This is a genomic window from Oryzibacillus soli, assembly GCF_051594765.1.
Lineage (GTDB): Bacteria > Bacillota > Bacilli > Paenibacillales > NBRC-103111 > Paenibacillus_AR.
This window is the reverse complement of record NZ_JBPPGJ010000002.1, coordinates 52,965-77,705: the sequence shown is the minus strand read 5'-3', so window position 1 is coordinate 77,705 and position 24,741 is coordinate 52,965. Positions and strand designations below refer to the sequence as shown.

The 24,741-nt window shown below is 58.8% G+C and carries 24 protein-coding genes; 15 read left to right on the top strand and 9 right to left on the bottom strand.

Annotated features, from left to right (window positions below; translation table 11 throughout):
• Positions 1–3 precede the first annotated feature (3 nt).
• Complete coding sequence (locus ACSEXW_RS02335; protein WP_438444488.1) at positions 4–348, bottom strand: c-type cytochrome; 345 nt, start codon at positions 346–348, stop codon at positions 4–6.
• A 225-nt stretch (positions 349–573) separates the two neighbouring features.
• On the opposite strand from ACSEXW_RS02335, the gene ACSEXW_RS02330 reads away from it, so the two are divergent.
• Complete coding sequence (locus ACSEXW_RS02330; protein ID WP_438444487.1) at positions 574–1,098, top strand: DinB family protein; 525 nt, start codon at positions 574–576, stop codon at positions 1,096–1,098.
• Between the two features lie 23 nt (positions 1,099–1,121).
• On the opposite strand, the gene ACSEXW_RS02325 is transcribed toward ACSEXW_RS02330, so the two are convergent.
• The 3 genes from ACSEXW_RS02325 to ACSEXW_RS02315 form a co-directional block, all read right to left on the bottom strand.
• Positions 1,122–1,943, bottom strand: a complete 822-nt coding sequence (locus tag ACSEXW_RS02325) for a sugar phosphate isomerase/epimerase family protein (protein WP_438444486.1) — start codon at positions 1,941–1,943, stop codon at positions 1,122–1,124.
• Between the two features lie 71 nt (positions 1,944–2,014).
• The gene (locus ACSEXW_RS02320; RefSeq protein WP_438444485.1) at positions 2,015–2,698 is read right to left on the bottom strand and encodes a Crp/Fnr family transcriptional regulator; all 684 of its coding nucleotides are present in this window, start codon (positions 2,696–2,698) and stop codon (positions 2,015–2,017) included.
• Between the two features lie 115 nt (positions 2,699–2,813).
• On the bottom strand, positions 2,814–3,926 hold the full coding sequence (locus ACSEXW_RS02315; protein WP_438444484.1) for an HD-GYP domain-containing protein: 1,113 nt from the start codon (positions 3,924–3,926) through the stop codon (positions 2,814–2,816).
• Positions 3,927–4,263: 337 nt separating this feature from the next.
• On the opposite strand from ACSEXW_RS02315, the gene phnC reads away from it, so the two are divergent.
• Genes phnC through phnE (ACSEXW_RS02300) form a run of 3 tightly spaced genes read left to right on the top strand, consistent with a single transcriptional unit; the run spans position 4,264 to position 6,619 of the window.
• Positions 4,264–5,037, top strand: a complete 774-nt coding sequence (gene phnC / locus ACSEXW_RS02310) for a phosphonate ABC transporter ATP-binding protein (RefSeq protein WP_438444483.1) — start codon at positions 4,264–4,266, stop codon at positions 5,035–5,037.
• Positions 5,034–5,825, top strand: coding sequence for a phosphonate ABC transporter, permease protein PhnE (phnE, locus tag ACSEXW_RS02305; RefSeq protein WP_438444482.1), 792 nt, complete (start codon positions 5,034–5,036; stop codon positions 5,823–5,825). The genes phnC and phnE (ACSEXW_RS02305) overlap by 4 nt, the downstream gene beginning before the upstream one ends.
• The gene (gene phnE / locus ACSEXW_RS02300) at positions 5,822–6,619 is read left to right on the top strand and encodes a phosphonate ABC transporter, permease protein PhnE (protein WP_438444481.1); all 798 of its coding nucleotides are present in this window, start codon (positions 5,822–5,824) and stop codon (positions 6,617–6,619) included. Before phnE (ACSEXW_RS02305) ends, phnE (ACSEXW_RS02300) begins: the two co-directional genes overlap by 4 nt.
• Before the next feature lie 67 nt (positions 6,620–6,686).
• Here the strand turns inward: phnE (ACSEXW_RS02300) and ACSEXW_RS02295 are convergent, their stop codons facing one another.
• Both ACSEXW_RS02295 and ACSEXW_RS02290 read right to left on the bottom strand, forming a co-directional pair.
• Entirely contained in the window at positions 6,687–7,451 is a 765-nt protein-coding gene (locus ACSEXW_RS02295) for a class I SAM-dependent methyltransferase (protein WP_438444480.1), read from the bottom strand.
• 235 nt (positions 7,452–7,686) lie between these two features.
• Positions 7,687–8,682 (bottom strand): phosphate/phosphite/phosphonate ABC transporter substrate-binding protein, encoded by a 996-nt coding sequence (locus tag ACSEXW_RS02290; RefSeq protein ID WP_438444479.1) that lies wholly within the window; start codon positions 8,680–8,682, stop codon positions 7,687–7,689.
• A 197-nt stretch (positions 8,683–8,879) separates the two neighbouring features.
• Between ACSEXW_RS02290 and ACSEXW_RS02285 the strand changes: the two genes are divergently transcribed.
• Positions 8,880–10,466: a bifunctional metallophosphatase/5'-nucleotidase gene (locus ACSEXW_RS02285; RefSeq protein WP_438444478.1), complete on the top strand. Its 1,587-nt coding sequence runs from the start codon at positions 8,880–8,882 to the stop codon at positions 10,464–10,466.
• 66 nt (positions 10,467–10,532) lie between these two features.
• Here the strand turns inward: ACSEXW_RS02285 and ACSEXW_RS02280 are convergent, their stop codons facing one another.
• Complete coding sequence (locus ACSEXW_RS02280) at positions 10,533–10,778, bottom strand: HD family phosphohydrolase (RefSeq protein ID WP_438444477.1); 246 nt, start codon at positions 10,776–10,778, stop codon at positions 10,533–10,535.
• Positions 10,775–11,095 carry a YbjQ family protein gene (locus ACSEXW_RS02275; protein WP_438444476.1) on the bottom strand — a complete coding sequence of 107 codons (321 nt, stop codon included), beginning with the start codon at positions 11,093–11,095 and terminating at the stop codon, positions 10,775–10,777. The genes ACSEXW_RS02280 and ACSEXW_RS02275 overlap by 4 nt, the downstream gene beginning before the upstream one ends.
• Positions 11,096–11,368: 273 nt before the next feature.
• Between ACSEXW_RS02275 and ACSEXW_RS02270 the strand changes: the two genes are divergently transcribed.
• From ACSEXW_RS02270 to ACSEXW_RS02225, 10 genes are all read left to right on the top strand, one after another.
• Positions 11,369–12,412 carry an acyltransferase family protein gene (locus ACSEXW_RS02270; protein ID WP_438444475.1) on the top strand — a complete coding sequence of 348 codons (1,044 nt, stop codon included), beginning with the start codon at positions 11,369–11,371 and terminating at the stop codon, positions 12,410–12,412.
• Between the two features lie 132 nt (positions 12,413–12,544).
• Positions 12,545–13,348, top strand: coding sequence for an alpha/beta hydrolase (locus ACSEXW_RS02265; RefSeq protein ID WP_438444474.1), 804 nt, complete (start codon positions 12,545–12,547; stop codon positions 13,346–13,348).
• A 163-nt stretch (positions 13,349–13,511) separates the two neighbouring features.
• On the top strand, positions 13,512–14,246 hold the full coding sequence (gene pxpB / locus ACSEXW_RS02260) for a 5-oxoprolinase subunit PxpB (protein WP_438444473.1): 735 nt from the start codon (positions 13,512–13,514) through the stop codon (positions 14,244–14,246).
• On the top strand, positions 14,239–15,306 hold the full coding sequence (locus ACSEXW_RS02255) for a 5-oxoprolinase subunit C family protein (RefSeq protein WP_438444472.1): 1,068 nt from the start codon (positions 14,239–14,241) through the stop codon (positions 15,304–15,306). The genes pxpB and ACSEXW_RS02255 overlap by 8 nt, the downstream gene beginning before the upstream one ends.
• Before the next feature lie 61 nt (positions 15,307–15,367).
• On the top strand, positions 15,368–16,162 hold the full coding sequence (locus ACSEXW_RS02250; protein ID WP_438444471.1) for a 5-oxoprolinase subunit PxpA: 795 nt from the start codon (positions 15,368–15,370) through the stop codon (positions 16,160–16,162).
• A 667-nt stretch (positions 16,163–16,829) separates the two neighbouring features.
• Positions 16,830–17,126 carry a CD3324 family protein gene (locus tag ACSEXW_RS02245; RefSeq protein ID WP_438444470.1) on the top strand — a complete coding sequence of 99 codons (297 nt, stop codon included), beginning with the start codon at positions 16,830–16,832 and terminating at the stop codon, positions 17,124–17,126.
• Between the two features lie 152 nt (positions 17,127–17,278).
• Positions 17,279–17,620, top strand: coding sequence for a DsrE family protein (locus ACSEXW_RS02240; protein ID WP_438444469.1), 342 nt, complete (start codon positions 17,279–17,281; stop codon positions 17,618–17,620).
• A gap of 147 nt (positions 17,621–17,767) precedes the next feature.
• Complete coding sequence (locus ACSEXW_RS02235) at positions 17,768–18,160, top strand: response regulator (protein WP_438444468.1); 393 nt, start codon at positions 17,768–17,770, stop codon at positions 18,158–18,160.
• 4 nt (positions 18,161–18,164) lie between these two features.
• Entirely contained in the window at positions 18,165–21,227 is a 3,063-nt protein-coding gene (locus tag ACSEXW_RS02230) for an ATP-binding protein (RefSeq protein ID WP_438444467.1), read from the top strand.
• Entirely contained in the window at positions 21,193–22,923 is a 1,731-nt protein-coding gene (locus tag ACSEXW_RS02225; RefSeq protein ID WP_438444466.1) for a response regulator, read from the top strand. Before ACSEXW_RS02230 ends, ACSEXW_RS02225 begins: the two co-directional genes overlap by 35 nt.
• A gap of 84 nt (positions 22,924–23,007) precedes the next feature.
• On the opposite strand, the gene ACSEXW_RS02220 is transcribed toward ACSEXW_RS02225, so the two are convergent.
• Positions 23,008–24,525, bottom strand: coding sequence for an extracellular solute-binding protein (locus ACSEXW_RS02220; protein ID WP_438444465.1), 1,518 nt, complete (start codon positions 24,523–24,525; stop codon positions 23,008–23,010).
• Between the last annotated feature and the right edge of the window lie 216 nt (positions 24,526–24,741).

Sequence of the window (24,741 nt, the reverse complement as noted above, 5' to 3'; positions counted from 1 at the left end):
CCTTTATTTGTTGGCCGACGATAGCCAATCGGCCAAGGCATTCAGTTCCTCTTCCTTCAGCTTCCCCTTGAAGGCGGGCATGCCGTTGCGTCCGTTCGTCACGATCCCGAGCAGCTGTTCCCGCGAATACTTGGGAGCGACCCGCTTCGCCAGCTTGTCTCCCGCCATATGACAGGAATAGCAGTTTCTTTTGTATAAAGCTTCTACGGAGGAGGCCGCTTCCGTCCCTTCGGGGGAGGGATTGCCGGCAGATTTCTTCTTTAGATCTTCGGGGCTGCTGCAGGCAGCCAGCACGGCGGTCAACGCCACCGATGCGGCAATGACGGCAGCCATTCTCCTCCTACCCATCCTTCACACTTCCTCATCTTCTTGTTCTAGGTCCCATTCCATACTAATATGGGGGGACCAGCGGACCTTTATTCCCCGATACAGCCGGCACGTCATTCGCAAGTCCGGAATCCATCCCGCCAACGCCCATGCGAAGGGAAGGATTGCGTTGTATAATCGGTTTATTGCTGAACAAGCTCCAACAAGCTCCAAGAAGCCCAAGACGAATGATAAGGAGATCCCGCGATGCACCCAGAAAGAATATGGACCCGCTTCCAAGACCTCGCCCGGCATTACCGGAAGGAAATGGAACGTTATACTTGGGAGGAATTCAACCGCAAGCCATCCGCCGCCTCCTGGTCGCTGGGGGAGATGTACGAGCACGTCATTGAAACGGGATACCTGCAGCTTGATTCGCTGCACGCCTGCTTGCGGGAGCCGGAGAACCGCACAGCCCAGAAGACCGCCGTCGGGCGGCTGGTCTACTTTCTGGGGAGCATCCCGCCGGTGAAGGCGAAGGTGCCTCCATCCGCCGAAGGCACCGCCAGGCCTCCCGCGAGCAAGGAGGAGCTGCTCCGGAAGATGGACGTCCTTCAGAGGAGAATGGAGGAGACGCTTCCTCTCGTCTCATCGGCTTCACCGTACAGCAAGATCAGGCATCCGTACTTCGGTTTCATCAACGCGAAGGAATGGTATCATCATCTCGTCATGCACATGGCCCATCATCTTCGGCAGAAGAAACGGTTGGACCGGTTCCTGGGAAAAGGCTAAGCCGGCCCCTGCCCTCCTGGCAATCAGGCCATGCTCTTCATGAAGCGGAGCGCCTCCACCATCTCGGCGGGCTTCAGGTTCTCCATGGTGACGTGGACGAAGGGCTTGTGCTTGTTCAAGAGCTCCAGGAACAGAGGATAGTTCAGCGCCCCCTGGCCTGCGCCGAGCTGCAGGAGCTTGCCGTCCGCTCCCCAGCCTACGTCCTTGGCATGGCCCAGCACGATCCGGTCGCCGAGGCGTTCGAAGGCGTCGCGAATGATTGCATCCTGGCGATCAAAATTCCCGTCGTTCAGGATGTTGCACGGGTCCAGCACCGCCCCCAGATTGCGGGAGGGCAGCTCCTCCGACAGACGCTGCCACTCCTCCGCCGTGGAGACGATCTGGCCGTTGCAGGGCTCGATGCCCACGAAGACGCCGAATTTCTCTGCTTCCTCGAGAAGCTCCTCTACGGTGCGCCGCATCAGCTCCCACGCCTGCTCCTTGTTGTACTTGGCCGAGACGAAGCCCGTCTCCGTATCTACCAGTGCAGCGCCGAAGTGACGGGCCATGCGGAGATGCTCTTTGAACCGCTCCACACCGTACCGGCGTGCGTCCTCATCGGGATTCACCATATCGATGTAGCAGCCAAGCACTGGAATCCGGACACCGCTTCGTTCGAACTCCTCCGCGATCCGGTTGCCCAGTCCGGGGCTCAGCTTGCCCAGACTTGTATCCACGTCCGTTATAGCTTTGGCCAAAGCCAGCTGCACATAGCGGAAGCCTTTCTCTGCAATCCGGCGTGGAAGCTCGGCCAGCGGCAGCTGTCCGACGTCATGGGCCAATATTCCGTATTCTCTTCCTATCATGATGAATAAAAACCTCCTTCAACCAGATGTCCCCATTGTACATCGGGTGAAGGAGGTTTAGCATCAGGAATTTAGAGCTTGTCCGACAATTTGTCGGGATTGATCAGCACGATGTGCCGGTTCTGGAAGGTCAGCAGATTCTCGTCCTGAAGCTCCAGAAGGATCTTGGTGACCGACTCCCGGACGGTACCCACCATCCCGGCCAGCTGCTGGTGCGTCAGCTTCACGTGAATGACGGTGCCGATGGGCTCCTTCACCCCGTATTCGCCGGCCAGACGCAGCAGCATCTTGTAGACCCGGCGGCGCACGTCCAAGAGCGTCAGGTCCTGGATCAGCTCGTTGGTTTTGCGGAGGCGGACTGCGATGATTTCCAGCATCTTGATGGCCAGGGTCGGGGACTGCTCCAGATACCTCCGGAATTCGTAGCGGGACAGGCTGTACAGCACCGTCGGCTCCAGCGTCTCCGCCGTGGCGGAACGCCGGGATTCCGGGCTCAAGAGCGCCATGTCACCGAAGAAGTCTCCGCCCCGGAAGAGCGAGAGGGTGATTTCCTTCTGCTCGTCCATCCGGTAGACCTTCACCAGTCCGGACTTGATGATGTAGAATTCGTCCCCCTTGTCATCCTCGAAGAAGAGAATGGCTCCCTTCTTGTAGCGGCGCTCCAGGAACAGCGGGGACATGGTGGCCAGCTCCTCCTCCGACAGCTGCTCGAAGACGGGAACGGAGCGTAATATGGAGATAATGTCATTTTTCATCCGTCGATCTACCCACTTTGCCCATACGTTTTCACTTGCGTAAGGAGGTTACTTCGACGTATGGGCTTACATTTCCTGCCTGTTGGCGCGGTTTTGCTGCGAAAATCCATGGGAGCTAGGCCGTCTCGCTCGCGATGCAGTCAATCATGACCGAGAGCCTCTTGGCCAGGTCGACCTCATAGGGCTCGCGAAGCTCTTCCCCCCGTTCATTCTGCAGCACCCGGACGACGGGGCGTTGGATGATGGCGCGGTTGATCCCCACCACGACCCCCCGTTCTCCCGTATTCAGCCGAACCGGCACACCCGGGGGATAGATGGCTACCCGATTGCGGAAGGCCTCCACCAGGGACAGATCGAACTGGCTGCCTGCGCCGGCGAAGAGAACCTCCAGAGCGTGGTGGGGCAGGAGGGAGGAACGGTAGGAGCGGGGGTTGGTCATGGCGTCGTAGGCGTCGATCAAGCTCACCCACTTGGCGGCGGGATGGATCTGGTCGCCAGTCAGTCCGAAGGGATAGCCGGTCCCGTCCACCCGTTCATGATGCTGCAGCACGCACAGGGCGGCGCCCGGAGGCACGTTGGAATCGTTCTTCAGCAGGTCATAGCCCAGCTCCGTGTGCTTCTGGATCAGCTTGTATTCGGTGCCGGTCAACTTATCGGCTTTGCGGAGCAGGCGGAAGGGTATCCGGGAATTGCCGATGTCGTGGAGTATGGCTCCCATGGCCAGCTCCTTCAGCTTGTCATCCTTCAGACCGCTCATCATACCCATTAGCGAGGCGTAAAGGCAGCAGTTCAGCGCATTCTGCGTCGAGTACTTGTTCCAATCGTTCGGCTTCAGCACATTAAAATTCAGCAGGCTCACGGTTTCACAGGCGCCTGCCTCCCGCAGCTCGTCCAAGATGACTCCGACAACGTCCGACAGAGCTTTGGTTGCCTGTGCATGCTCGTGCAGGGATATGAACCCCAGGTCCTGGGAAAAGGTACTGTAGGACGAGCTGATGACGGACAGTGCCGCTGTCCGGGTCTCCTGGGAGATCGGATCGGGCACCGCCACGTCCTCCGTCCGGGCATCCTCCACATATAAGTAATCGAAGCCCAGCTGATAAAGGCGGTTAAGCAAGTGTCCGCTCAGCTCGACCCGGGCGCCCAGCAGGATTTGCCCCTCTTCGTTGTACACGGCCTTGCCCAGCTTCATGCCGGGGCTGCAGGCTTTGGTAGGTAATAATCTCATCTTGATCCGTCACCCGTTCTTATATTAGAGATCTTATTTGTATGGAACTATTATCCCATTCCATCCGACAAGTTTCTGTGTAAGGAGAGACAGAAAGAATGTGTATCTCGCCACAATTTTCCGGGACTTCAGTCGCATATAAGGGTTGAAGGGCCTGGTTTTGTTAACCTGATGTAAAATTTCATCACATAAGAGGATTTTGGACTAAATGTGACGAATTACAAACATTGGCCTGTCTTTCTGCCTATCTAGGCAGGGGAGAGGAGGGCCGGCGTCCTAAGGACGTCATCCTTGATTCAAGATATACTTCAGACTTTGGAGAAAGCAGGTACGCGACATGATTGAATTCAAGCAGGTATCCAAGGTATACCCCAACGGGACCGTCGGTCTCGACCATATTCATCTGAAGATCAACAAGGGAGAGTTCGTGGTCATCGTAGGCTTGTCCGGCGCGGGCAAATCCACGCTGTTGCGCTCCATCAACCGCCTGCACGAGATCACGGAGGGCGAGATTCTAATCGACGGCAAGTCCATCACCAAGGCCAAAGGAAGCGAGCTTCTGCGGATCCGGAGGGATATCGGGATGATCTTCCAGAGCTTCAATCTGGTGAAGCGCTCCTCGGTGATCCGCAACGTCTTGTCCGGGCGGGTGGGTTACCATTCGACCCTTCGCAGCATCCTGGGGCTGTTCCCCAAGCGGGATGTAGACCTGGCCTTCGACGCTCTCGAGCGGGTGAACATCCGGGAGAAGGCCTACGTGCGGGCGGATCAGCTGTCCGGAGGACAGCAGCAGCGGGTCTCCATCGCCCGGGCTTTGGCCCAGGAGCCGAAGGTCATTCTGGCGGATGAGCCCGTCGCTTCCTTGGACCCGCTGACCACTCAGCAGGTTATGGACGATCTGAAGCGGATCAACCAGGAGCTTGGCATCACCACCGTGGTGAACCTTCACTTCGTGGATCTGGCGCGTCAATACGCCACCCGGATCATCGGCCTCCGCGCCGGAGCCGTCGTGTTCGACGGCCCCGTGTCCGAAGCCACCGACGAGGTCTTCTCCGAAATCTACGGCCGTCCCATCAAGAAGGACGAGCTCTTGGGGGCGGTGGAGGCATGAGTGCGCCGGCCAAACCGTCTTATCCGGAGAAACCGTCCCGTCTTAAGCTTTATTTGACCATTGTTCTCTTACTCGTCCTCCTGGGCGGCAGCGCTGTCCGGACGGATGCCTCCATTCCGCAGCTTATCCGGGGGGCACCCGAAATGGGCAAGCTGCTTGCCGATATGCTGCCGCCGGATTGGAGCTACTTCGAGAAGATCTGGGATCCGATGATGGAGACCGTCCAGATGGCCGTGCTGGGTACGACGCTGGGGGCAATCTTCGCCATTCCGCTGGCCTTGCTGGCAGCGCGGAACGTCACCCGCACCCCGTACCTGAATGGGCCGGCCCGCTTCATCCTGAACCTGGTGCGCACGATCCCCGACCTGCTGCTGGCCGCCGTGTTCGCCGCCATCTTCGGCCTTGGCGCGACGGCGGGGGTGCTCGCATTGGCCGTGTTTTCCTTCGGCCTGATCACCAAGCTTGCATATGAATCCATCGAGGCCATCGATCCGGGTCCGCTGGAGGCCATGACCGCCGTAGGCGCCAACAAGCTTCAGTGGATCGCCTTCGGCGTCATCCCCCAGGTGCTGGCCACGGTGACGGCTTATATTCTCTATACCTTCGAGGTCAACGTCCGCGCGGCGGCCGTACTCGGCCTGGTCGGAGCAGGGGGCATCGGCCTGTACCTGACCCGATCGCTGGACCAATTCCGCTACGACCGTGCATCCTCGGTCGTCATCCTGACCTTGGCGGTCGTCTTGATCATTGACTATGTCAGTACGAAAATCCGGGAGAAGCTGCTATGAGACCAATTGCGAAGCCCAAACCCTTTTACTTGAGTATCCGTTTCTGGCTGATCACCGTCTTCCTGGTCGCCCTGTATGCCTGGTCGATTACAGGAATCAACTTCCACGGCATCTCGGAGAACGCGGGCCGTGTCACCAAAGCCATCCTGAAGGGGCTCATCCATCCGGACTGGGGCTTTGTCTATGATCCGGAGGGAGAGGACCTGCTCCGCGGCCTTCTGGACACAGTGGCCATCGCCGCCCTCGGAACCTTTATCTCCGCCATTCTGTGTATTCCCTTTGGTTTCTGGGCGGCCCGCAACATCGTCCGCAATCGTCCGGCCAACGGGGCGGGCAAGTTCGTCCTGAGCTTCATCCGGACCTTCCCGGAGCTGATCATGGCCATCATGTTCATCAAGGCGGTCGGGCCGGGGTCGTTCCCCGGGGTACTGGCTCTGGGTCTTCACTCCATCGGGATGCTGGCCAAGCTCTACTCGGAGGCTATCGAGAATCTGGACATGGGCCCGAGCGAGGCACTTAAGGCATGCGGCGCCAACAAGCTGCAGACCTTGTGGTATGCCGTCATTCCGCAGGTGCTGCCGGAATTCATGTCCTTCGCGCTGTACCGCTTCGAGATCAACGTGCGCTCCGCCACCCTGCTCGGGATCGTCGGCGCAGGCGGCATCGGCCAGGCGCTCATCTTCTCGCTGGATGCCCGGAATTGGCCTCGCGTGGGCATCATTCTGCTGGGCATCATCTTGACCGTCACCATCATCGATCTGATCTCCGGCTTCATCCGCAAGCGGCTTGTCTAAGGCAAGACGCGAAAAAAGGGTGTCCCCACAGTTGGGACACCCTCTTTTTTTTGACGCCGGCTTGCATCTATTTTTGTTTATTCGCCAAGATAGTAAATTCCCAAGGTATGTTTTCATTCTTCCAGCCGCGATGTTCATCAAACTTCATTAACTTGAAGCCAGATGCAATAACCGAATTCATGATCTCGCTTAGGGTATACAGTCTAATTGAAACATCCGGAAAGTCTTGTTGTTCATGCTCATCGAAATAATGCTTATATGCTACATCCCCAAGATGTAATTCGTCGTCAAAGTAACTTTGTTGGACTTGATATTCGACTTTAGAGTTAGAAACGATACACCTTCTTAAGGGATGGAAGTCACTTAGAACCATGACCCCATTATCTTTAAGCAAGGAATAGAGAATAGACATGAATCGTTCAATGTCATTGAAGTAGTGCAGGATTCCACCTTCCAGGTATAACATGTCAAACTGTCCGCCATACATTTCCAAATCGATATCATAAATATCAGTCACAACATAATGAATGGATACATGGGCAGCGTCCGCGAGTTCTAGGGCGTACTTTTTATTTTCGTCCGATATATCAAATACGGTTACATCTGCGCCTAACAGTGCCAGTGGGACGGCTTTCCTTCCATTTGAACCACAAAGATTTGCAATCTTTTTTCCTGCAACATGATCAAAATATTGCCGATGTTTTTTTAGCTGATCTCGGGGATTATCCATTATTTGTTTTGCTTTTTCCATAGGTGAACCATGTCGTTTCGTCCAAAATTCGTATGCCCGGTATTCCCAAGCGATCTTGTTTTTTGCACTTTGTTCATTCATATTAAAGCGATTCCCCCTTCATTATAAGCATATTATGATTCCATGAAACCGCATTCATTTCTAGTGGAAAGTATATAGTATCATGCATTGTAACAATATTCCATCTTATTGTCAGACAGCTGCCACGCCCTGGCCCGGTAATTCGGTGTGTCGAGGGGGGGATGAAGGCCTAACCCAAATAAAGGAGCCAAGCGGGATCAGGCCGCTTGGCTCCTTCGTTATGTTCAACCGATTCTTATTTCTTGCCTTCCAGAGCTTTGTTCGCGTCGCGTACGACGTTGAACTTGCTGTCGTCGGACTTCACGTAGCCGCGGTGGGAGTATACATCATAGATGATCTTGGAGCCTTCCGGATCCTTGCCGATATCGATGAACGCTTGAGCCAGCTTCTCGCGGAACGCCGGGTCCATGTCGCTGCGGACGGAGATGGTGTCGTTCGGAATTTCGGCGGTGGTCAGGATGACGCGGGTCTTCTCGAATACGTCCGGAACGTCCTTGATGACGTTGTTCCGGGCGTCCTGGAAGGTGGCGGCGGCGTCGACTTCACCGTTCAGTACGGCCAGTACGCCTTTGTCATGGCCCTTCACGATGGTTCCGGTCACGTCCTTCTCAGCGTCGATTCCAGCTTTCTTCAGCTCCAGGGACGGGTAGATGTAGCCGGCGGAGGAGGTTACGTCCTGCCAGGCCACCTTCTTGCCCTTCAGGTCGGCGAAGGCCTTGATCGGGGAATCCTTCTTCACGACGAACTGAGCTTTGTAGAAATCAACGAGCTTGCCGGGAACTTCCTTGCCTGTGGCATCGTCGATGGCATAACGTTGGGCTTGGAGCAGCAGGTCCGCGGCTTTTTTGGTGTCATGAGCCACGACATAGCCGTTGGGAGGCAGGAACCCGACGTCCACTTGCTTGGAAGCCATAGCTTCCACGATGACGTTATAGTTGGTGGAGACCGTTACGCTGACCGAAATGCCCAGCTTGTCCCCCAAGAGCTTCTCCAGCGGCTTGGCTTTGGCTTGAAGGGTCTCGGCCGCCTGGGACGGTACGAACTGCACCTTCAGCTCCTTCGGAACATAACCTCCTGCTGCAGGGGACGGGGAAGCGCTGGCGGCGGTGGTGGCGGCGCTGCTGGCAGCCGGGCTGGCCGAGGAGCCTTCCTTCTTATCGCCGCAGCCTGCGGCAATGATACCTGCCGTCACCAGGACGGACAAACTGACCGTTGTCATTTTTTTGAGCATGGTTCTCTACTACCTCCTGTAAGGTTAGTTTACACTCCAAGATTTACTATATCATAAAATCGTGACAAAGGTACTAGTCTTGTGTAATCGCGGTGTAAAAATTTGGCCCCCTCTGTTAATACATGTGGATAATTGCCTGACCCTCCAAGATGTCGTATATTGAGAATAATTGTTTATTCGGATGGAGGTCTTTCCCATTGCCAGCCACAACCAAGCTTGTCTTATTAGAAACCAGCGATCTACACGGGGCGGTCATGCCCCTTCGATACGCAGATAATGCCAAAGCAGAACTAGGGTTAGCGAAGATTGCCTCCCTTATTCGCCAGGAACGGAGCAAGGGACTTCCGCTTCTGCTAGTGGATAATGGGGATCTGATCCAAGGGACCCCGTTCGCCTATTACCATGCCCGGATGGGGCAGATGAGCCCCAATCCCATGGTCGAATGTCTGAACGCCCTGTCCTACGACGCGGCGGTCATCGGCAACCACGAATTCAACTACGGCCTGCCGTTCCTGCAAAAGGCGATCCGGGAATCGAGCTTTCCCTGGCTGTCGGCGAACCTGGTGCGCAAGGGGACGCAGGAGCCCTTCTTCGGCCAGCCGTATCTGGTGAAGGAGCTTGCGGGAGTGAAGGTGGGCGTCCTGGGCTTGACCACCTGGTATATTCCGAACTGGGAGAATCCAGCCCATATCCGGGAGCTGGACTTCCTGGATGCGGTGGACACGGCTCGCCGCTGGGTACGGATCCTTCGGGAGGAGCAGGATGTGGACGTAGTGGTCCTCTCCTACCACGGAGGCCTGGAGCGGGATCCGGAGACAGGAGAGCTGACGGAAGTCGAAACGGGGGAGAACCAGGGTTACCGTCTCTGTATGGAGGTCGAAGGGGTGGACGTGCTCCTGACAGGGCATCAGCATCGGGAGCTGGTGGCGGAAATCAACGGGGTCACCGTCATCCAGCCGGGTAGTGCGGGGAAGCTGCTGGGCAAAGTGACGCTGGAGCTGTCCCGGTCCGATAGCGGCCGCTGGACCGTCACGTCCAAGCGGGGAGAATGGATTGCCGCGGAGAGTGCGGAGGCCGATCCGGGGATCGCGGAGCTGGCGGCCGCATGCGAGGCCGAGACGCAGCGCTGGCTGGACACTCCTATCGGGCGGACGACGGGTGACATGCGGATAACGGACCCCATGCAGGCCCGATTGTCCGACCACCCCATGATCGAATTCATCAACCGGGTGCAGATGGAGGCATCGGGGGCGCCGATCTCCAATACGGCACTATTCGATAACAGCGCCAAAGGGTTCGGCGAGTACGTGACCATGCGGGACATCGTATCCAACTACATCTATCCCAATACCCTGAAGGTCATTCGTGTCAGCGGCCAGGACATCCGGGATGCCCTGGAGGTCAACGCGTCCTACTTCCATGTGGAGAACGGCGAGGTGGGGGTCAGCCCCGCCTTCAGCAACCCGAAGCCCCAGCATTACAACTACGATATGTGGGAGGGGATCGAGTACGAGTTCGATCTGTCCCGCCCCGTCGGACAACGGGTGGTGAAGCTGACGCAAGACGGGAAGCCTCTCCATCCGGACGCAAGCTATGACGTAGTCATGAACAATTACCGGGCGGGCGGCGGAGGCAATTACCCCATGTTCAAGGGCAAGCCCGTGGTGAAGGATATTCCGACGGACGTATCGGAGCTGATGGCCAACTATATTCTGGAGCGGGGCACCGTCGAGGCGTCTCTGAACCGGAATTGGCGGACGGTACTGCCGGCAGAGACCCGGTAATCGGCAATCGAGAGGGCCTTGCCCATCCGCCAGGCGGAGAGGCAAGGCCCTTCTCTCAGGTCCGGGTCAGGATTCGCGGATATAATCCCGTTCCCCGGTATATGGATTGTAGTAGACCCGGTACTTGTGCCCGTCCTTCGGATCGATGAAGGCCTCCGGAGTGGGGTGGAACCCGTTCTTGGGGCGTCCTTCCTCGCCGGGGGCTTTTTGCTTATACCGCTTATCGTAGACCAGCCAACCCAGCAGCAGCACCGTTATGATTCCCGCCAACCAGAAGAACAAATAACCGAACGCGAACAGAGCCCCGATCATCCCCGTACCGTACGGACCGCGGTTCCGTAAGCGACGATCTCGCTCATGTTATTCCCGATGTCCCCGCTGTCGAAGCGGAACATGACGATGGCATCCGCCCCCATGGCCTTCGCGTTCTGAACCATCCGGTCCATCGCCTGCTTCCGCGCATCCTCGATCATCTGTGTGTACTGCTTCACTTCGCCGCCGACCAATCCCTTCAGCGAAGCCATGATATCACCGCCCAGACCCCGCGCACGGACTACCACACCGAAGGCCGTCCCCAGCACCTCCGTTACTTCATACCCCGATATTCTCTCAGTCGTTGTGACCAGCATACTTGTTCCTCCTCAGGATAAGATACTCTTTCATACGCACGAACCCCTTAAGGGTTTCCTTCGTTTGGTTATAAGGTCTGATTCGCTCTCGTTATAAGAACCATTTTTAAGTGAAATTTGTTTAAATATGGTCAAAATGCTGTGAACTCTTTTTGACAACAAAGTCCCTCTCGTCGACCGGACCGGATCCGGTTGTTATATTGATGGTGGAGAGAAGCTAAAGCAGCCGGGACTTCTTCCGGTTCAAGCGCACACGGACGGAGATGAAATAAGATGCTTAGGGCGAATATGGAGAAGCACGGGGATACCTTTATGATTAACCTCCGCTTTCTCTTAATCACCTCGGTTTTTCTGGGTAATATGGTAGAACCTCTGATCGGCGACCAGCTGACGGCCAAGACACTGTATATGTGGATCTTCACGTTCCATATGCCGCTGTTCGTATTCGTCACCGGTTACTTCGCCCGGTATTCTCTAACGGGCAGCCACGGCAAGAAGACGCTGCAGACGATCGGGCTGCAGTACTTGATTTTCCAGACGCTGTACTCGGCTATGGACGTATCCCTGTTCCAGGTGGAGGGCATCCGGCACTCGTTCTTCTTCCCTTATCTGTTATGCTGGTTTCTTATGGGACATATCATCTGGCGTCTCATCATGCTGATGTTGCTGCACTTCAACGTGAAGCATCCGGTGCTCCTGACCCTTGCGGCCGGGGTGCTTATTGGCTATACGGGCTTTGGCGGAGGTTTCCTAAGCGTGCCCAGGGCGCTGGTGTATATGCCGTTCTTCGTCATCGGTTATTATTTCGATTACACCAAGTTTGCGGAGCTTGTCTCCGGGTACCGCCGCGTCATCGCCGGCGCCGCTTCGGTGGCACTGTTCGCACTGCTCCTGATCAACGCCCAGGAAATAAACCCCCGTTGGCTGTACGGCAGCGTCGCTTATCCGGATCTGGGCCATGGGGAATGGTATGCCGGCGTGTACCGGCTGTTCATCTATGCGGTGGAATTCATCGCATCGGCGGCCTTGATGGCTTGGGTACCCCGGTTTGAATCCATCCTGACGGATTGGGGCAAACGAACGCTGTATGTGTTCCTGCTGCACGGCTTTGTGGTCCGGTTCGTCGTCGTATCGGGCGTGCTCGGCCACGTGCACAACGGGTTCGGCGTGCTGCTGGTGATTCTGTTCGGCGTCGCGGCCACGATCCTGCTGGCGCAGCCGATCGTGAAGCAATGGACCCATCCGGTGATCGAGCCGGACGTCTCGTGGCTGAACCGTGTGGAGCAGAAGGCAAGAGGCATGATCGGCGCAAGATAAAAAAGACGGACCGGACCTGCAGAGGCCGGTCCTCTTTATGTGGAATGGGCTATCGGTGCCGTTCCGTAAATGTGGGTGTGGGCGCGTATGCATTTTTGGTATAATAGGGAAAAACAGCGGGAGGAAACGATCATGACCTTGGAATTGTGGCCTGAAGGCGCGCCGTTGGCGCAAGGAAGCGGGGCGGAGGACTGTCCGGCGATCACCCCTTATCTGGTGGAGGGAACAGCGGGGCCGGTCCCGGCGGTCGTGGTGCTTCCGGGCGGCGGCTATTCACACCGGGCGGCCCATGAGGGCGAGCCCATCGCCCAATGGCTCAACACGCTGGGCGTCTCTGCGTTCGTGGTCAGCTACCGCGTTGCGCCGTACAAGCACCCGGCTCCCTGGTGGGACGCCCAACGGGCGATCCGGTATGTGCGTCACAAGGCCGGGGAATGGAACGTAGACCCGCAGCGTCTGGGCATTCTGGGCTTCTCCGCAGGCGGCCATCTGGCTTCCACGGCGGGCACCCATTACGATGCCGGCAACCCGGAAGCAGCCGATCCCATCGACCGGCACTCCAGCCGTCCGGACTTCATGATCCTCTGTTACCCGGTCATCAGCTTCGGCGAGTTCCGTCACGACGGCTCCCGCGCCAACCTGATCGGCGAAGAGCCGGCTGCGGAGATGATCGAGCTCTTGTCCAATGAGCTGCAGGTCACGTCGGACACGCCTCCTGCCTTCATCTGGCATACCTCGGACGATCCCGCCGTGCCGGTGGAGAACGCGCTGATGTTCGCCGGAGCCTTAAGTCGCAGCAAGGTGCCGTTCGAGCTGCACTCGTACGTGACCGGACGTCACGGACTGGGACTTGCTCTGGACCATCCCGAGGCGGTGACCTGGACGGATCTCGCCGCAAGATGGATGAAGCGGATGGGCTACGCTCCCCAAGAATAATCGGGGAGCTAGACATGGCGCGAACTGCAAGCGGCGGCTGGACCGTGCCGCGAAGCCCTAACGGCTGCGGGCGTGCTGCAAGAAGTTGACTTAACGGGGCGGAGGAGAAGCGGGGCGGAAGCCTCGCCGACCCTCCGCTTCGTGCCAGAGGAGGGTCGGTTCAATGAGCGGGATGGAATGGCGGGGGCGGACGGTCCGGCTGGTGCCGCTGGGCGAAGGGGCCGTCACCCTGCGGGTGGGCGAGCTGGAGGATCCCGAGGTCAACGGCCGGGTCCGGCGATATGCGGATGCGGTTGAAGCGGCGGGCTTCCCCGGCATCGTGGAGGCCGTGGCCGGCTATCACACGGTCACGGTGTATTACGATCCGGTGCAGCTGTACCGGGGGCTGGACCGGATCGCCGGAGCCGGGGAATGCGGCAGCCTCCAGGAGGCGGTCTGCCAGCTGCTCCGGGGTCTGTGGGAGCAGTTGGAGGACGGTACGGCTGCGGAGGATCGGACGGTGGAGATACCGGTAAGCTATGGAGGAGCGGACGGTCCGGATCTGGAAGGGGCGGCCGCTTGGTGCGGCCTGAAGGAGGAGCAGTACGTCCGGCTGCATAGCTCGGTGCTTTACCGCGTGTATATGATCGGCTTTGTCCCGGGCTTTCCCTATCTCGGCGGATTACCTCCGGAGCTTGCCGTCCCCCGGCTGGATACGCCGAGGATCCGGGTTCCTGCAGGCAGCGTGGCGGTGGGCGGCGGGCATACCGGCATATATCCGGTGGGAGTGCCGGGTGGCTGGAGGCTCATCGGGCGGACGGAGACCCCGCTGTTCGATCCGGATCGGCCGGAGCCCTGTCTCCTCCGTGCCGGCGACCGGGTCCGGTTCGTGCCGGTGGAGAAGCCGGAACATGATTGAGAACCGAATGGAGGGAACGGACATGCACGCCGGCGGTGAAGTTGTGGTCCGGTCGCCGGGCTTATGGACGACCGTGCAGGATCTGGGGCGGCCCGGCTGGCGGAGAGCCGGCGTGCCTGTCGGCGGAGCCGCCGATGCCGTGTCCCTCCGGGTGGCCAACCTGCTGGTGGGCAACCCGGAGGGGGCGGCGGCGCTGGAGCTGACGCTGGCCGGGCCGACGCTGGAATTCCGGGCGGAGGGGGTATTTGCGCTGTGCGGCGCCCTGTACGATGCACAGCTGGACGGCGAGGCGGTGGAGCCGATGCGGCCGTACTATGCGCCTGCAGGCGCCGTGCTCACCGTGCGGCGTGCGGTACGCGGCTGCCGCGGGGTTCTGGCGCTGGCGGGCGGAGTGGACGTGCCGGCGGTGCTGGGCAGCCGCAGCACGTATGTCCGCGCCCGACTGGGCGGGGTTGCCGGCCGGCCGCTGGCCGCGGGCGACCGGCTCTGGACCGGGCCGCTCCCGCCGGCAGCGGAGCGGCTCATGATGCGGCTGCGCCGCCAGGGCAGCGGCGGGCTGCGGGCCGCCCGCGGGCCCTTCGCGGCGGCGCCCGGGCTGTGCCCCGCGATCCCGGATCCGTCGGCGGCGGAGCCTGCCGTGATCCGGGCCCTGCGGGGCGCCGAGGCGGCGCGCTTCAGGCCCCATGCGGCGGAGGGCTTCTGGGACGCCCCGTATACGGTGCGTCCCGAAGCCGACCGCATGGGCGCCCGCTTGGCGGGCCCGCAGCTGGCGCTGCCGGACGGCGCTTCCATGCTGTCGGAAGCGGTGGCTCCGGGCGCGGTCCAGGTGCCGCCGGACGGGCAGCCCATCGTGCTGCTGCCCGATTGCGGGACCACCGGCGGCTACCCGCGCATCGCTCATGTGGCGGCGGTGGACCTGCCGCTCGTCGGACAGCTCCGTCCGGGGGACCGGCTCCACTTCCGGGAGATCGCTCCGGCAGAGGCGGAGCGGCTGCTGGTGGAGCGGGAAGCGGAGCTGGTCCGGTTCCGGCTGGCTCTGCGCCGCTGGATGGAGGAATAGCGGATTCAGAGTTGATCTATCGATTCAGGGTCTGCACGACCCGAAGTGAGGAGGCCACTGGATGAATCAGCCTACAAAGCGGATGACCGTCGATCTAAACAGCGACCTGGGCGAAAGCTACGGCGCCTACGTCATCGGCCGGGACGAGGACCTGCTGAAGAGGGTCTCCTCCGCCAATATCGCCTGCGGCTTCCACGCGGGGGATCCGTCAGTCATGCGGCGGACCGTCCGGCTGTGCCTGGAGCATGGCGTGGCCATCGGCGCCCACCCGGGTCTGCCGGATCTCCAGGGCTTCGGCCGCAGGGAGATGCGGATAACGCCGGACGAGGCGTACGGCATGACGCTGTATCAGATCGGCGCGCTGGACGCCATCGTTCGTGCGGAGGGGGGACAGCTCCGGCATGTGAAGCCCCATGGCGCGCTGTACAATATGGCGGCGCGGGATCGCCGCCTGGCGGACGCCATCGCCGAGGCCGTCGCCCGCTTCGACACAGGGCTGGTGCTGTTCGGCTTGTCCGGCAGCGAGCTGCTCCGGGCGGGGCAGGCCCGGGGACTGGCCACGGCGTCGGAGGTGTTCGCCGACCGGCGATACCTGGCGGACGGGACCCTGGTGCCCCGCTCCCAGCCTGAGGCGGTGCTGCATGAGGAAGCGGAGGCCGTGGCACAGGTTCTCCGCATGGTTCGGGAGGGGACGGCAGTCGCCTCGGACGGAAGCGCCGTGACGATCCAGGCGGACACCGTGTGTCTTCATGGCGACAGCCCACACGCTGCAGCCTTCGCCGTTCGGCTTCGGAGCGAGCTGGAATCGGCGGGAATCGGCGTTCATTGCGTTGCTGGCCTGAGCCAAGGCTCATAATCTCCGGAAAGATCCTTTATACCCATTCGTTCCCTTGAGAAGCAAGGCGGATGTATGGCTTAATAAAGGAGCCGGCGAATCCTTATGAAAGGAGCGTGATCGATTTGATTACTTTTAACGGGGTGGTTTCCGCCTAACAGCGGAAGCCGTTCGTCAAAGGGGAGGGGACCGAAAGGTCCCCTTTTTACAAGTCTTAAGCAGGTATCATCTGCGATTGCACGTTCGACTTCCGGGTACGGGCATCGCGCCTTAACAGTCTTCAGGGGATGGTAATCCTGTGGAAAATCAGGCTTGAATACATAAGATGCATGTTATATAATGGAAAAGACCACACGCCTATCCGGCGTGGGTACATTTTGGGAGAGGAGAGGTGAAGGAAATGATTATCGCTGACCGTTTTTTCCGCACAATGCAAGAGGTGTACCACAACTGAATAGCAAGTGGCAAGTTAACCATCCACCTGACCATGAATATGATGGGCTCCGTTCAGGCACGATGTGGTTATCGTGTTTTTTTTATTGCCTTTTTTCTGAAAATTACCAACAACTACCAGTTTAAGGAGGTGTGTCAATGATGAAGCTGCTTGCAGGAATTCCTAATCACCGCAACAACATGCATGTTACCGGCTCTTTCATCCAAACGACATTTAACCAGGAGGTACTCTATAATGAGTTACAAGAATGGAAAGGACGTTCTTCCCCCTAGCTTGCTGAAACAACTGCAGGATTATATCCAAGGCGAGATCATATACATTCCCAAGCGGGAGCAAAAACGGGCGGGCTGGGGTGAGAACAACGGCACGCGCATGATCATCGAACAGCGGAACATGGAGATCTACGGGCGTTACAAGGACGGCTCCACGATCCTGGAGCTGATCCAGATGTATCATCTGTCGGAGGACAGCATCCGCAAGATCATCGTCAAGACCCGGGACCGGGACTTGATCCCGCAGGGAAGCCACTAAGAGCAGAGACCTTCGTCTCTGTTCTTTTTTTTGTCCGGACGTGGTATTCTTTCCCTGAAGAAGCTGGCCGCCCGGAGATCCCGTCCGGGTCCTGGACGGAGCATCTGAGAGCGGCGGAGGCCGCTTTAACACAAAGTGGAGGAGCGATCGGCATGTCCAAGGAGAGAGTGATACTGTTAACAGCGGATACGATGGGGCAAGGGGAGCGGGAGCTGGGGGAGCAGCTTCTGGAGACGTTCCTGACCCTCTTGAAGCAGAGGGAGGACCTGCCGAAGGCGGTGTTCTGCCTGAACCGCGGGGTGCTGGCCCTGACGGAGGGATCCTTCGCTTCCGTACACCTGAAGGAGCTGGAGAGCCGCGGGGTCCCGGTCCTGGCCTGCAAAACCTGCGTCGATTACTACGAGATCGCCGACCGGATGTATGCGGGCGAGATCTCGGGGATGGCCCGCTTCATCGAGCTGTCGGAGCGCTACGAGGTGCTAACGGTCGGATAAGCCGGCCGGAGTGGAATATTCCGGATCCTACCGAGGATCCGGTTTTATTTTTGATCCCGCTATACAAAAATCACTCACTTCTTTCGACATATATAGTAGAATCATTATCATAACATTGATCTTCTAATAGATAAGGAGTCCAGCCCTATGACACAACGGATTTTACTGGCAGATGACGAGATGGCGCTGCGTTTCCTGATCTCCGAGACGCTCTCGGATGTAGGCTATGACATCGCGGAAGCGGAGGACGGCGGGGAAGCCGTGCGGCTGCTGGAGCAGGAGGCCTATGATCTCCTGATCCTGGATTTTATGATGCCGGAGAAAACGGGCGTGGAGGTCTGCGAATGGCTCCGCGCGGCCGAGAGTAATCCCAACTGCCGGGTGCCGGTCATACTCCTGACGGCCAAAGCGTTGGAGAAAGACCGAGAAAGGGCCAAGGCGGCCGGGGTGACGGCCTACATCGTGAAGCCCTTCAGCCCCATTCAGCTGCTTGCGGCTGTGGAGGAGCTGTTGTCAGCAACCTCCGGCCAGGGGGAGTAGAAGGATGAACCTGAAGCGCAAGCGCGGGCTTGCTTCCGGCATCTCGTATTGGACGACTCTGATGATCGCGCTTGCTTCTCTGCTTGTGATCCTCTTGGGCACCATCGTCAACGTGCAGAATCGTGACATCGGCAGCGCCATTGAGATTCAATTCCGGGAGCAGGTTCAGGTCCAGGAGCTGGACCGGCTGTCCCGGACCATCGTCTCCTCCTACCGGGGGTATATCGCGTACGGGCGTCCGGAATTCCTGGATACGCTCTTCACCAATATCGAGGAACTTCTTGCCGGAATCAGCAAGGTACGAAGCTCGATGGCGGAGCGCGGCGGAGATGTCCGCCAAACCGACGAAATGGCCTATATCGAATCCGTATGGCACGACCTGGGCGGCCAAATGGAGAAGGGCGTCCTCTATAAGCAGAATAATGATATCCACGCCTATGAGCTTCTGTCCCAAACCCAGATTACCCCGTCGATCGATGGGGCGAACAAACGTTTTAATAACCTTTTGGCGCTTCAGGAGAGCCGGGTCCAGGATCTGGTCCGCCGGAACAAGGACATGAGCTATTGGCTGCTACTAGTGCCGACGGGCATGATCCTTCTGACCGGCCTGGTCGGCTATTATCTGGTCCATTATGTCCGCAAGACCGTGGTGACGCCCATCGAATATATGAGCGGCGCCGTTTCCCGCATCGCGGGAGGAGATTATACGGATCCGGTGGGCCGGACGGACCGGCCCGATGAGCTGGGTGACCTGCAGCGGGGCATTCATCTCATGACGGAGGAGCTGAAGAAGCGGCAGGAGGTGCTCGAATCCTTCAACCGGGAACTGATTACCCAGCGGGACCAGCTGGAGGCTCAGAATGAAGAGATTATCGCCCAGCAGGAGGAGCAGTCCGAGACTCTGGAGAAGCTGACTTCCCGGGAACGTGAGCTGGAGGTCCTGTCCTCCTACCAGGAGAAGCTGACGGGATTCATGGATCTGCAGCAGTTCCTGGGCACATCTGTCCCGCTTCTCCTTCAGGTTCTGGGAGCGGACGGGGCGGCCGTGGTGCTGGGCAGACAGGCCGGGGAAGGAACGGGTACGGTCGTGTATGCCACCGGTTATCCCGCCGGCCATCTGGAACCGGGCAGCGTCGAGCTGTACGGGCCGTCGGCACGGATCTTCTCGGAGAAACGAACCATCACCCGCCTGCGCGGCTTGACCCGCCATGAGGCCTCCGGCCTTCCGCTGTATGACCGGGCGCTGGATCTCTATGTGCCTCTTCTGGATACGGACCAGAATGTCTACGGCTTCCTGCTCTTGACCACCTTCGGAGGCCAGTCGCTGTCGGAGGAGTCCGTCCGTCCCCATAAAGGGATCATCGCCCAGTTCGGCATGGCGCTCCAAGCCCAGGTTCTCCACGAGGACCGGCAGAAGCAGTCGGGCCGGCTCCGGGAACTGAACGACGAGCTGATCCACGAGAAGCTTCTGCTGCAGGAGCAGCGCGACCTGATCCGCCAGATCAACGAGGCGATCCATGAAGGAATGCTGATGCTGGACGCAGATGGGAACGTGATCTTCGCCAACCGGAGAATGAACAGCTTCTTCGGCTACATTCAGGAGAAGTCCCATACCTTGGACGACTTCTGCGAATGTCTTGCCCGAACCGCCTGCAGCGAGGCCGGCTCTCTCCTTCTGAAGGTGAAGGGGATCCTCGAGGGAGCGGCTGACGCCATCCACGAGCGATTCATGGTCGACGGACCCGAAGGCCGCCGGTACTTCGAACTATATGTCAACGCCGTGGAGGGCACTATCTTTGCCGGCGGCGGCTTCCTGATGGTCTTCCGGGACCGGACGGAGGAAGAGAAAGTGGATGAGATGAAGAACGAGTTCGTCAGCATTGTCTCCCACGAGCTTCGGACTCCTCTCTCCAGCGTGCTCGGCTTCATTGAGATTCTGCTGCACCGGAGCGTGCCGGAGGACAAGCAAAAACGGTATTTGGAGACCATCCACAGCGAAGCGAACCGGCTCTCCAATCTGATCAATGATTTCCTGGACCTGCAGCGGATGGAGTCGGGCAAGCAGCTGTACCAGCCCGTTCCGGTACCGCTGCTTGAGCTGGTTGACATGGTAGCCGGCCAATGGCAGGGCAAGAACGGCCATACGATCCGAATCCGGGCGGAAGACGGACCGTTGATGGTTCTGGGAGACCGGGACCGGATCACGCAGGTGCTGCACAATCTGATCAGCAATGCGGTGAAATATTCGCCCGGCGCCGAAGCCGTGGATATCCTTGCAAGCCGAGAGGACGGTTATATCCGGATCGACGTGAAGGACTACGGATTGGGGATACCGGAGGACGCCAAACCCATGCTGTTCTCCAAATTCTACCGGGTGGACAATACGGACCGGAGGCAGATCGGCGGGACAGGCCTGGGGCTAGCGATCGTCAAGGAGATCGTCGAAGCCCACGGGGGCCGGCTCAGCTTCGAATCGGTACTCGGAGACGGATCGGTTTTCACGGTTTTCCTGCCTGCGTACCAGCACAAGGACTTGTCCGGTAAGGTTGTAATCGTGGAGGATGATGCGAATCTGGCCAGCATGATCTCCGTTTCCTTCGATAAGCTGAGTTTGCCGACCGTTATCTTGAGCAGCGCGGAGGATGCCTCTTATTCCTTGCAGCAGTCCGCGTCGGAGCCGCTTCTATGCATCGTGGACATACAGCTGTCGGGCGTCCGGTCCGGCTGGGACTTCATCGCAGATCTGTTGAAGCATCCCGAGCACCGGAATACGCCGGTCATCGTGTCTACGGTACTGGAGCAGCCCAACCATTTCTATGAAACGGACAAGGGCCGGTATCTGAAGAAGCCCTTCACCATCGGACGGCTGCTGGAGCTGGCCCAGCATCTGATCTCTGAAAGGCAGTCCGCCGCATCCTTCCTCTTCCCCGTTCAGAACGAACGGGTACTGAGCGAATCGCTCCAGCATAATGGCATTACTGTGAAACAGATGAAGGTGAATTCGGACTTTATCGAGGTGGATATTGAGAAGGATGAACGGGGAACAGGCACATCAAACAGAGCATAATCGGCAGAACCGCCCGGAGCGGCTGCTGAAGGAAGGGCGCAGCCTGTATCTCCGGGAGATGGAGAGCCGGCTGCGGGAGCTCCGGGAGCTGCTCCAAGGCTACAACGGCGCTGAGCCGTTCCACGCGGGAGCGGAGGCCGTCTACCGGTTGCTCCATACGACCAAAGGGAGCGCGCCGGTGTTCGGCTTGGAGAGGATCGGAGCCATTGCCCTGGAAAGCCTTCCCGACTGGGAGTGGGCCCAGGAGGAGCAGCCGTCTTCCGCTGTGCCGGAATGGCGGCATCGGGCCCTCGATGTAGTGAAGCTGCTGGAGTTGGAACTGGAGCTTAGTCTTCAGGAGCTGGTGCTGGATGAGAAGAAGCCCGGCCTTGTACCCGATACCCTGGGTATACAGGGGAGCCGGGTCCTGATTATCGATGACGACCGGGCGCTCCGGACCTACCTGTACCGCCGTTTGAAAATGGACGGCTATCAGGTGGAGGAGGCCGAGGGAGTGGATGATGCCTTGGGACTCCTTCGGGAGCGCAAGTACGATCTCGTTCTGCTGGATCTGATGATGCAGCCCCGCTCCGGCTACGAGCTTTTCGAGACGATGAAGGAGGACCCCAGTCTGAATTGGATCCCTCTCATCGTGCTCTCGGGCAGAGACGATGTAGCCGATAAAGTCCGCTGCTTCCGGTTGGGCAGCGACGATTACGTGACCAAGCCCTTTCAATACGAGGAGCTGGAGGCTCGGATCCACAGCCTCATCAAGAGGACCAAGACCTATGAGCAGATGGCGTTCCTGGATCCGCTCACGGGGATCAACAACCGCCGCTACTTTGACCACCAGCTGGAATTGGAGCTGCAGCGGGTCAAACGTTCCCCGGCCCCGCTGTCCATCGTCTTCCTGGACATCGACCGATTCAAGAAGATCAACGACACGTACGGGCATACCACTGGTGACCAGGTGCTGCAGGGATTGGCCTACCATCTCCAGCGTCAGCTCCGCCCCACGGATCTCTTGGCCCGATATGGGGGCGAGGAGTTCGTGATCGTGATGCCCGGGTCGGCGGGAGAAGAGGCGAAGGCAGCGATGGACCGCATTCTATCGGGAATTCGGAAGGAAGCGGTGGCGTTCCATGATGGGACGGAGCTCTTCATCACCTTCTCCGCCGGTGTGGCGGAATGGCGTTGGGGCGATAGGAAGGAGGCCTGGATCCACCGGGCTGACCAAGCTATGTATGCGGCGAAGACGGAGGGCAGAGACCGGGTGCTCGTATACGAATCCCGGATGGAGGAGGAAGCGGACCAACCGGCCTCCTACGGTGCGGGGCTTAGGAAGAAGCTCCTGATCGCCGACGACGACGATGTGCTCCGGTCTCTCCTGGCCGCCAAGTTCAGGGAGCAGCAGATCGAGGTGCTGGAGGCGGTGGATGGCGAGGAGGCACTCCGGCTGCTGCGGGCCGAGAAGCCCGATACCGCCATTGTCGACGCCCTGATGCCCAAGCTCGGCGGCCTGGAGCTCTTGGAGGCGGTACGCTCCGATCCGACGGCAGCCGGCGTCAAGATCTTGATGCTGTCCGGGCTCAACAAGCGCAAGGACATCGTCAAGGGGCTCCAATCGGGTGCCGACGACTATATGGCGAAGCCGTTCTCGATTCTCGAGCTGGAGCTGCGGGTGAAGCGCCTCTTGGGGATACAAGGAGGAGGCTAGACTCATAGGTGCGCGAGTTGGCGGCGTGCTAAACAACAAGAGGCTGTCCTAAGGGACAGCCTCTTGTTGTTTACATATGCGGCCTTACTTCTTCTTATATTGCTCGTTGTATTCGTCGATGATCTTCTGGCCGCCGTCCGCTTTCCACTTGTCTACGGCCTTCTGGAAGCCGGCGTCGTCGATTTTGCCCAGAACGTACTGATAGGTGGCGTCCTTGATCTGGTCAGCCAGACGGGCGCCCTTCTCGTTGTTGGTCTTGGAGTCCAGCGGGAGCGTCGGGTCCGTGATCATGAACTTGACCGCTTCGTTGGACAGGTTGTTGGCCTTCTCATGCACCGCCATGGAGAAGAAGGACGGCGTCACGTTGGTGGAATCGGCCAGAGCCAGGTTCAGGTACGGACGCACTTCCTTCTCGATCAGCTTGGCGTCCGTGTTCGGAACGACCTTGCCGTCCTTCAGGGTGTAGTGGCCGTCTTCCTTGCTGCCGTACTTCAGAAGGTCGGCGATTTCAGGCGAGTAGAATTTGTCCATGACGGACAGGATGGCCTTCAGGTCCTTCTCGGTCTTAACCGAGGACTTCGGGAACAGAACCAGGGTACCGTAGCCGCCCAGACCCCAAGTGACCTTCTTGCCGTCCGGTCCCACGATGTCGTTGGTGACCTCGAATTGGGCCTCCGGCACGTTCTTCGTGGTCTTGTCGAAGAAGCTCTTCACCTCGGCCATGGCGCCGATGTACAGTCCGGAGCGACCGGTGTACACCAGGTTCTGGGAGTCGGTCTTGCTCGTAACCGGGAAGTCCTGGTTGATCAGGCCTTCCTGATGGATCTTCCGGAAGAACTTCAGAGTATCCGTATACCCCTTCGTCATGAACTCGGGCACCAGCTTGCCGTCCACTTCGCCCCAGCCGTTCGGCGTGCCGAAGAAGGTGGAGAACAGCTTGAAGGAGCCGTAGTACAGATCGTTGCGGTCCGACAACGGAATGGTTTTGCCGCCGCCGGCCAGGTCCGCTTCCTTAAACTTCTTCAGCATGGTGTAGATCTCGTCCATGTTCTTCGGCGCTGCCAGACCCAGCTTATCCGCCCAGTCCTTCCGGTAGATCAGACCCATCCGGGCCGGCTGCCGCTCCTGGTACAGGGTGTAGAGCTTGCCGTCGATCTTGGTGTTGTTCAGCACGTTCTGGTCCAGCTTGCTCAGGTTCGGGTAATCCTTCAGATACGGCCCGATCTCCCAGAACTGCCCGCTCTTGATGGAGTCGCGGAACAGGGCGAAGGACGAATTGTTCTTCAGGTAGGCAACCTGGGGCAGGGACGAGGTTGCCAGCGCCGCTTGGAACTTCTCATCGTAGGAGCCGTCCGGGACCCACTGGATATCAAGCTCGGTATTGGTCTTCTGCTCCAGCAGCTTCTCGATCTTATCGGAAGGAACCTCCGTGGTCTGCAGGTTCCCCATCATTGTAATCTTGATCGGTCCCGAGGGGGTTGAAGCCGCTGCGCTTGGTGCGGCGCCTTCCTCGGATGTTTTGCCGCCGCAGCCGGCTGCGACGCTTGCCGCGAGAGTCAGCGTGCCGATGGTAGCGACCCACTTTTTGTTTTTGGATGTCATGTTCTGTTCTCCTCCACCGTATTGATTGGCTTGCCTTACGAGCCTAATTATACGGGGGGCCGGCGCGGCACGACTATAATCATATGCATTGGATAGCAATGTAGGGTTATGATTATGATGAATATCCGCCGATATTATACATTCTTGCCCGAAGTTGCTCGTTATTCTATGGGTATCGGCCTTCAGGTCCGAGGCGGACACTCCGGAAGGGCCATG

What these genes read in the sequence shown, in the direction of transcription:
- ACSEXW_RS02335 (WP_438444488.1), bottom strand. Translation starts at nt 348, where the DNA reads ATGGGTAGGAGGAGAATGGCTGCCGTCATTGCCGCATCGGTGGCGTTG.
- ACSEXW_RS02225 (WP_438444466.1), top strand. Translation starts at nt 21,193, where the DNA reads ATGAACGGGGAACAGGCACATCAAACAGAGCATAATCGGCAGAACCGC.
- ACSEXW_RS02270 (WP_438444475.1), top strand. Translation starts at nt 11,369, where the DNA reads ATGCTTAGGGCGAATATGGAGAAGCACGGGGATACCTTTATGATTAAC.
- ACSEXW_RS02265 (WP_438444474.1), top strand. Translation starts at nt 12,545, where the DNA reads ATGACCTTGGAATTGTGGCCTGAAGGCGCGCCGTTGGCGCAAGGAAGC.
- ACSEXW_RS02320 (WP_438444485.1), bottom strand. Translation starts at nt 2,698, where the DNA reads ATGAAAAATGACATTATCTCCATATTACGCTCCGTTCCCGTCTTCGAG.
- ACSEXW_RS02330 (WP_438444487.1), top strand. Translation starts at nt 574, where the DNA reads ATGCACCCAGAAAGAATATGGACCCGCTTCCAAGACCTCGCCCGGCAT.
- phnE (WP_438444481.1), top strand. Translation starts at nt 5,822, where the DNA reads ATGAGACCAATTGCGAAGCCCAAACCCTTTTACTTGAGTATCCGTTTC.
- phnC (WP_438444483.1), top strand. Translation starts at nt 4,264, where the DNA reads ATGATTGAATTCAAGCAGGTATCCAAGGTATACCCCAACGGGACCGTC.
- ACSEXW_RS02275 (WP_438444476.1), bottom strand. Translation starts at nt 11,095, where the DNA reads ATGCTGGTCACAACGACTGAGAGAATATCGGGGTATGAAGTAACGGAG.
- pxpB (WP_438444473.1), top strand. Translation starts at nt 13,512, where the DNA reads ATGAGCGGGATGGAATGGCGGGGGCGGACGGTCCGGCTGGTGCCGCTG.
- ACSEXW_RS02280 (WP_438444477.1), bottom strand. Translation starts at nt 10,778, where the DNA reads ATGATCGGGGCTCTGTTCGCGTTCGGTTATTTGTTCTTCTGGTTGGCG.
- ACSEXW_RS02255 (WP_438444472.1), top strand. Translation starts at nt 14,239, where the DNA reads ATGATTGAGAACCGAATGGAGGGAACGGACATGCACGCCGGCGGTGAA.
- ACSEXW_RS02235 (WP_438444468.1), top strand. Translation starts at nt 17,768, where the DNA reads ATGACACAACGGATTTTACTGGCAGATGACGAGATGGCGCTGCGTTTC.
- ACSEXW_RS02315 (WP_438444484.1), bottom strand. Translation starts at nt 3,926, where the DNA reads ATGAGATTATTACCTACCAAAGCCTGCAGCCCCGGCATGAAGCTGGGC.
- ACSEXW_RS02245 (WP_438444470.1), top strand. Translation starts at nt 16,830, where the DNA reads ATGAGTTACAAGAATGGAAAGGACGTTCTTCCCCCTAGCTTGCTGAAA.
- ACSEXW_RS02325 (WP_438444486.1), bottom strand. Translation starts at nt 1,943, where the DNA reads ATGATAGGAAGAGAATACGGAATATTGGCCCATGACGTCGGACAGCTG.
- ACSEXW_RS02240 (WP_438444469.1), top strand. Translation starts at nt 17,279, where the DNA reads ATGTCCAAGGAGAGAGTGATACTGTTAACAGCGGATACGATGGGGCAA.
- ACSEXW_RS02220 (WP_438444465.1), bottom strand. Translation starts at nt 24,525, where the DNA reads ATGACATCCAAAAACAAAAAGTGGGTCGCTACCATCGGCACGCTGACT.
- ACSEXW_RS02250 (WP_438444471.1), top strand. Translation starts at nt 15,368, where the DNA reads ATGAATCAGCCTACAAAGCGGATGACCGTCGATCTAAACAGCGACCTG.
- ACSEXW_RS02295 (WP_438444480.1), bottom strand. Translation starts at nt 7,451, where the DNA reads ATGAATGAACAAAGTGCAAAAAACAAGATCGCTTGGGAATACCGGGCA.
- phnE (WP_438444482.1), top strand. Translation starts at nt 5,034, where the DNA reads ATGAGTGCGCCGGCCAAACCGTCTTATCCGGAGAAACCGTCCCGTCTT.
- ACSEXW_RS02290 (WP_438444479.1), bottom strand. Translation starts at nt 8,682, where the DNA reads ATGCTCAAAAAAATGACAACGGTCAGTTTGTCCGTCCTGGTGACGGCA.
- ACSEXW_RS02230 (WP_438444467.1), top strand. Translation starts at nt 18,165, where the DNA reads ATGAACCTGAAGCGCAAGCGCGGGCTTGCTTCCGGCATCTCGTATTGG.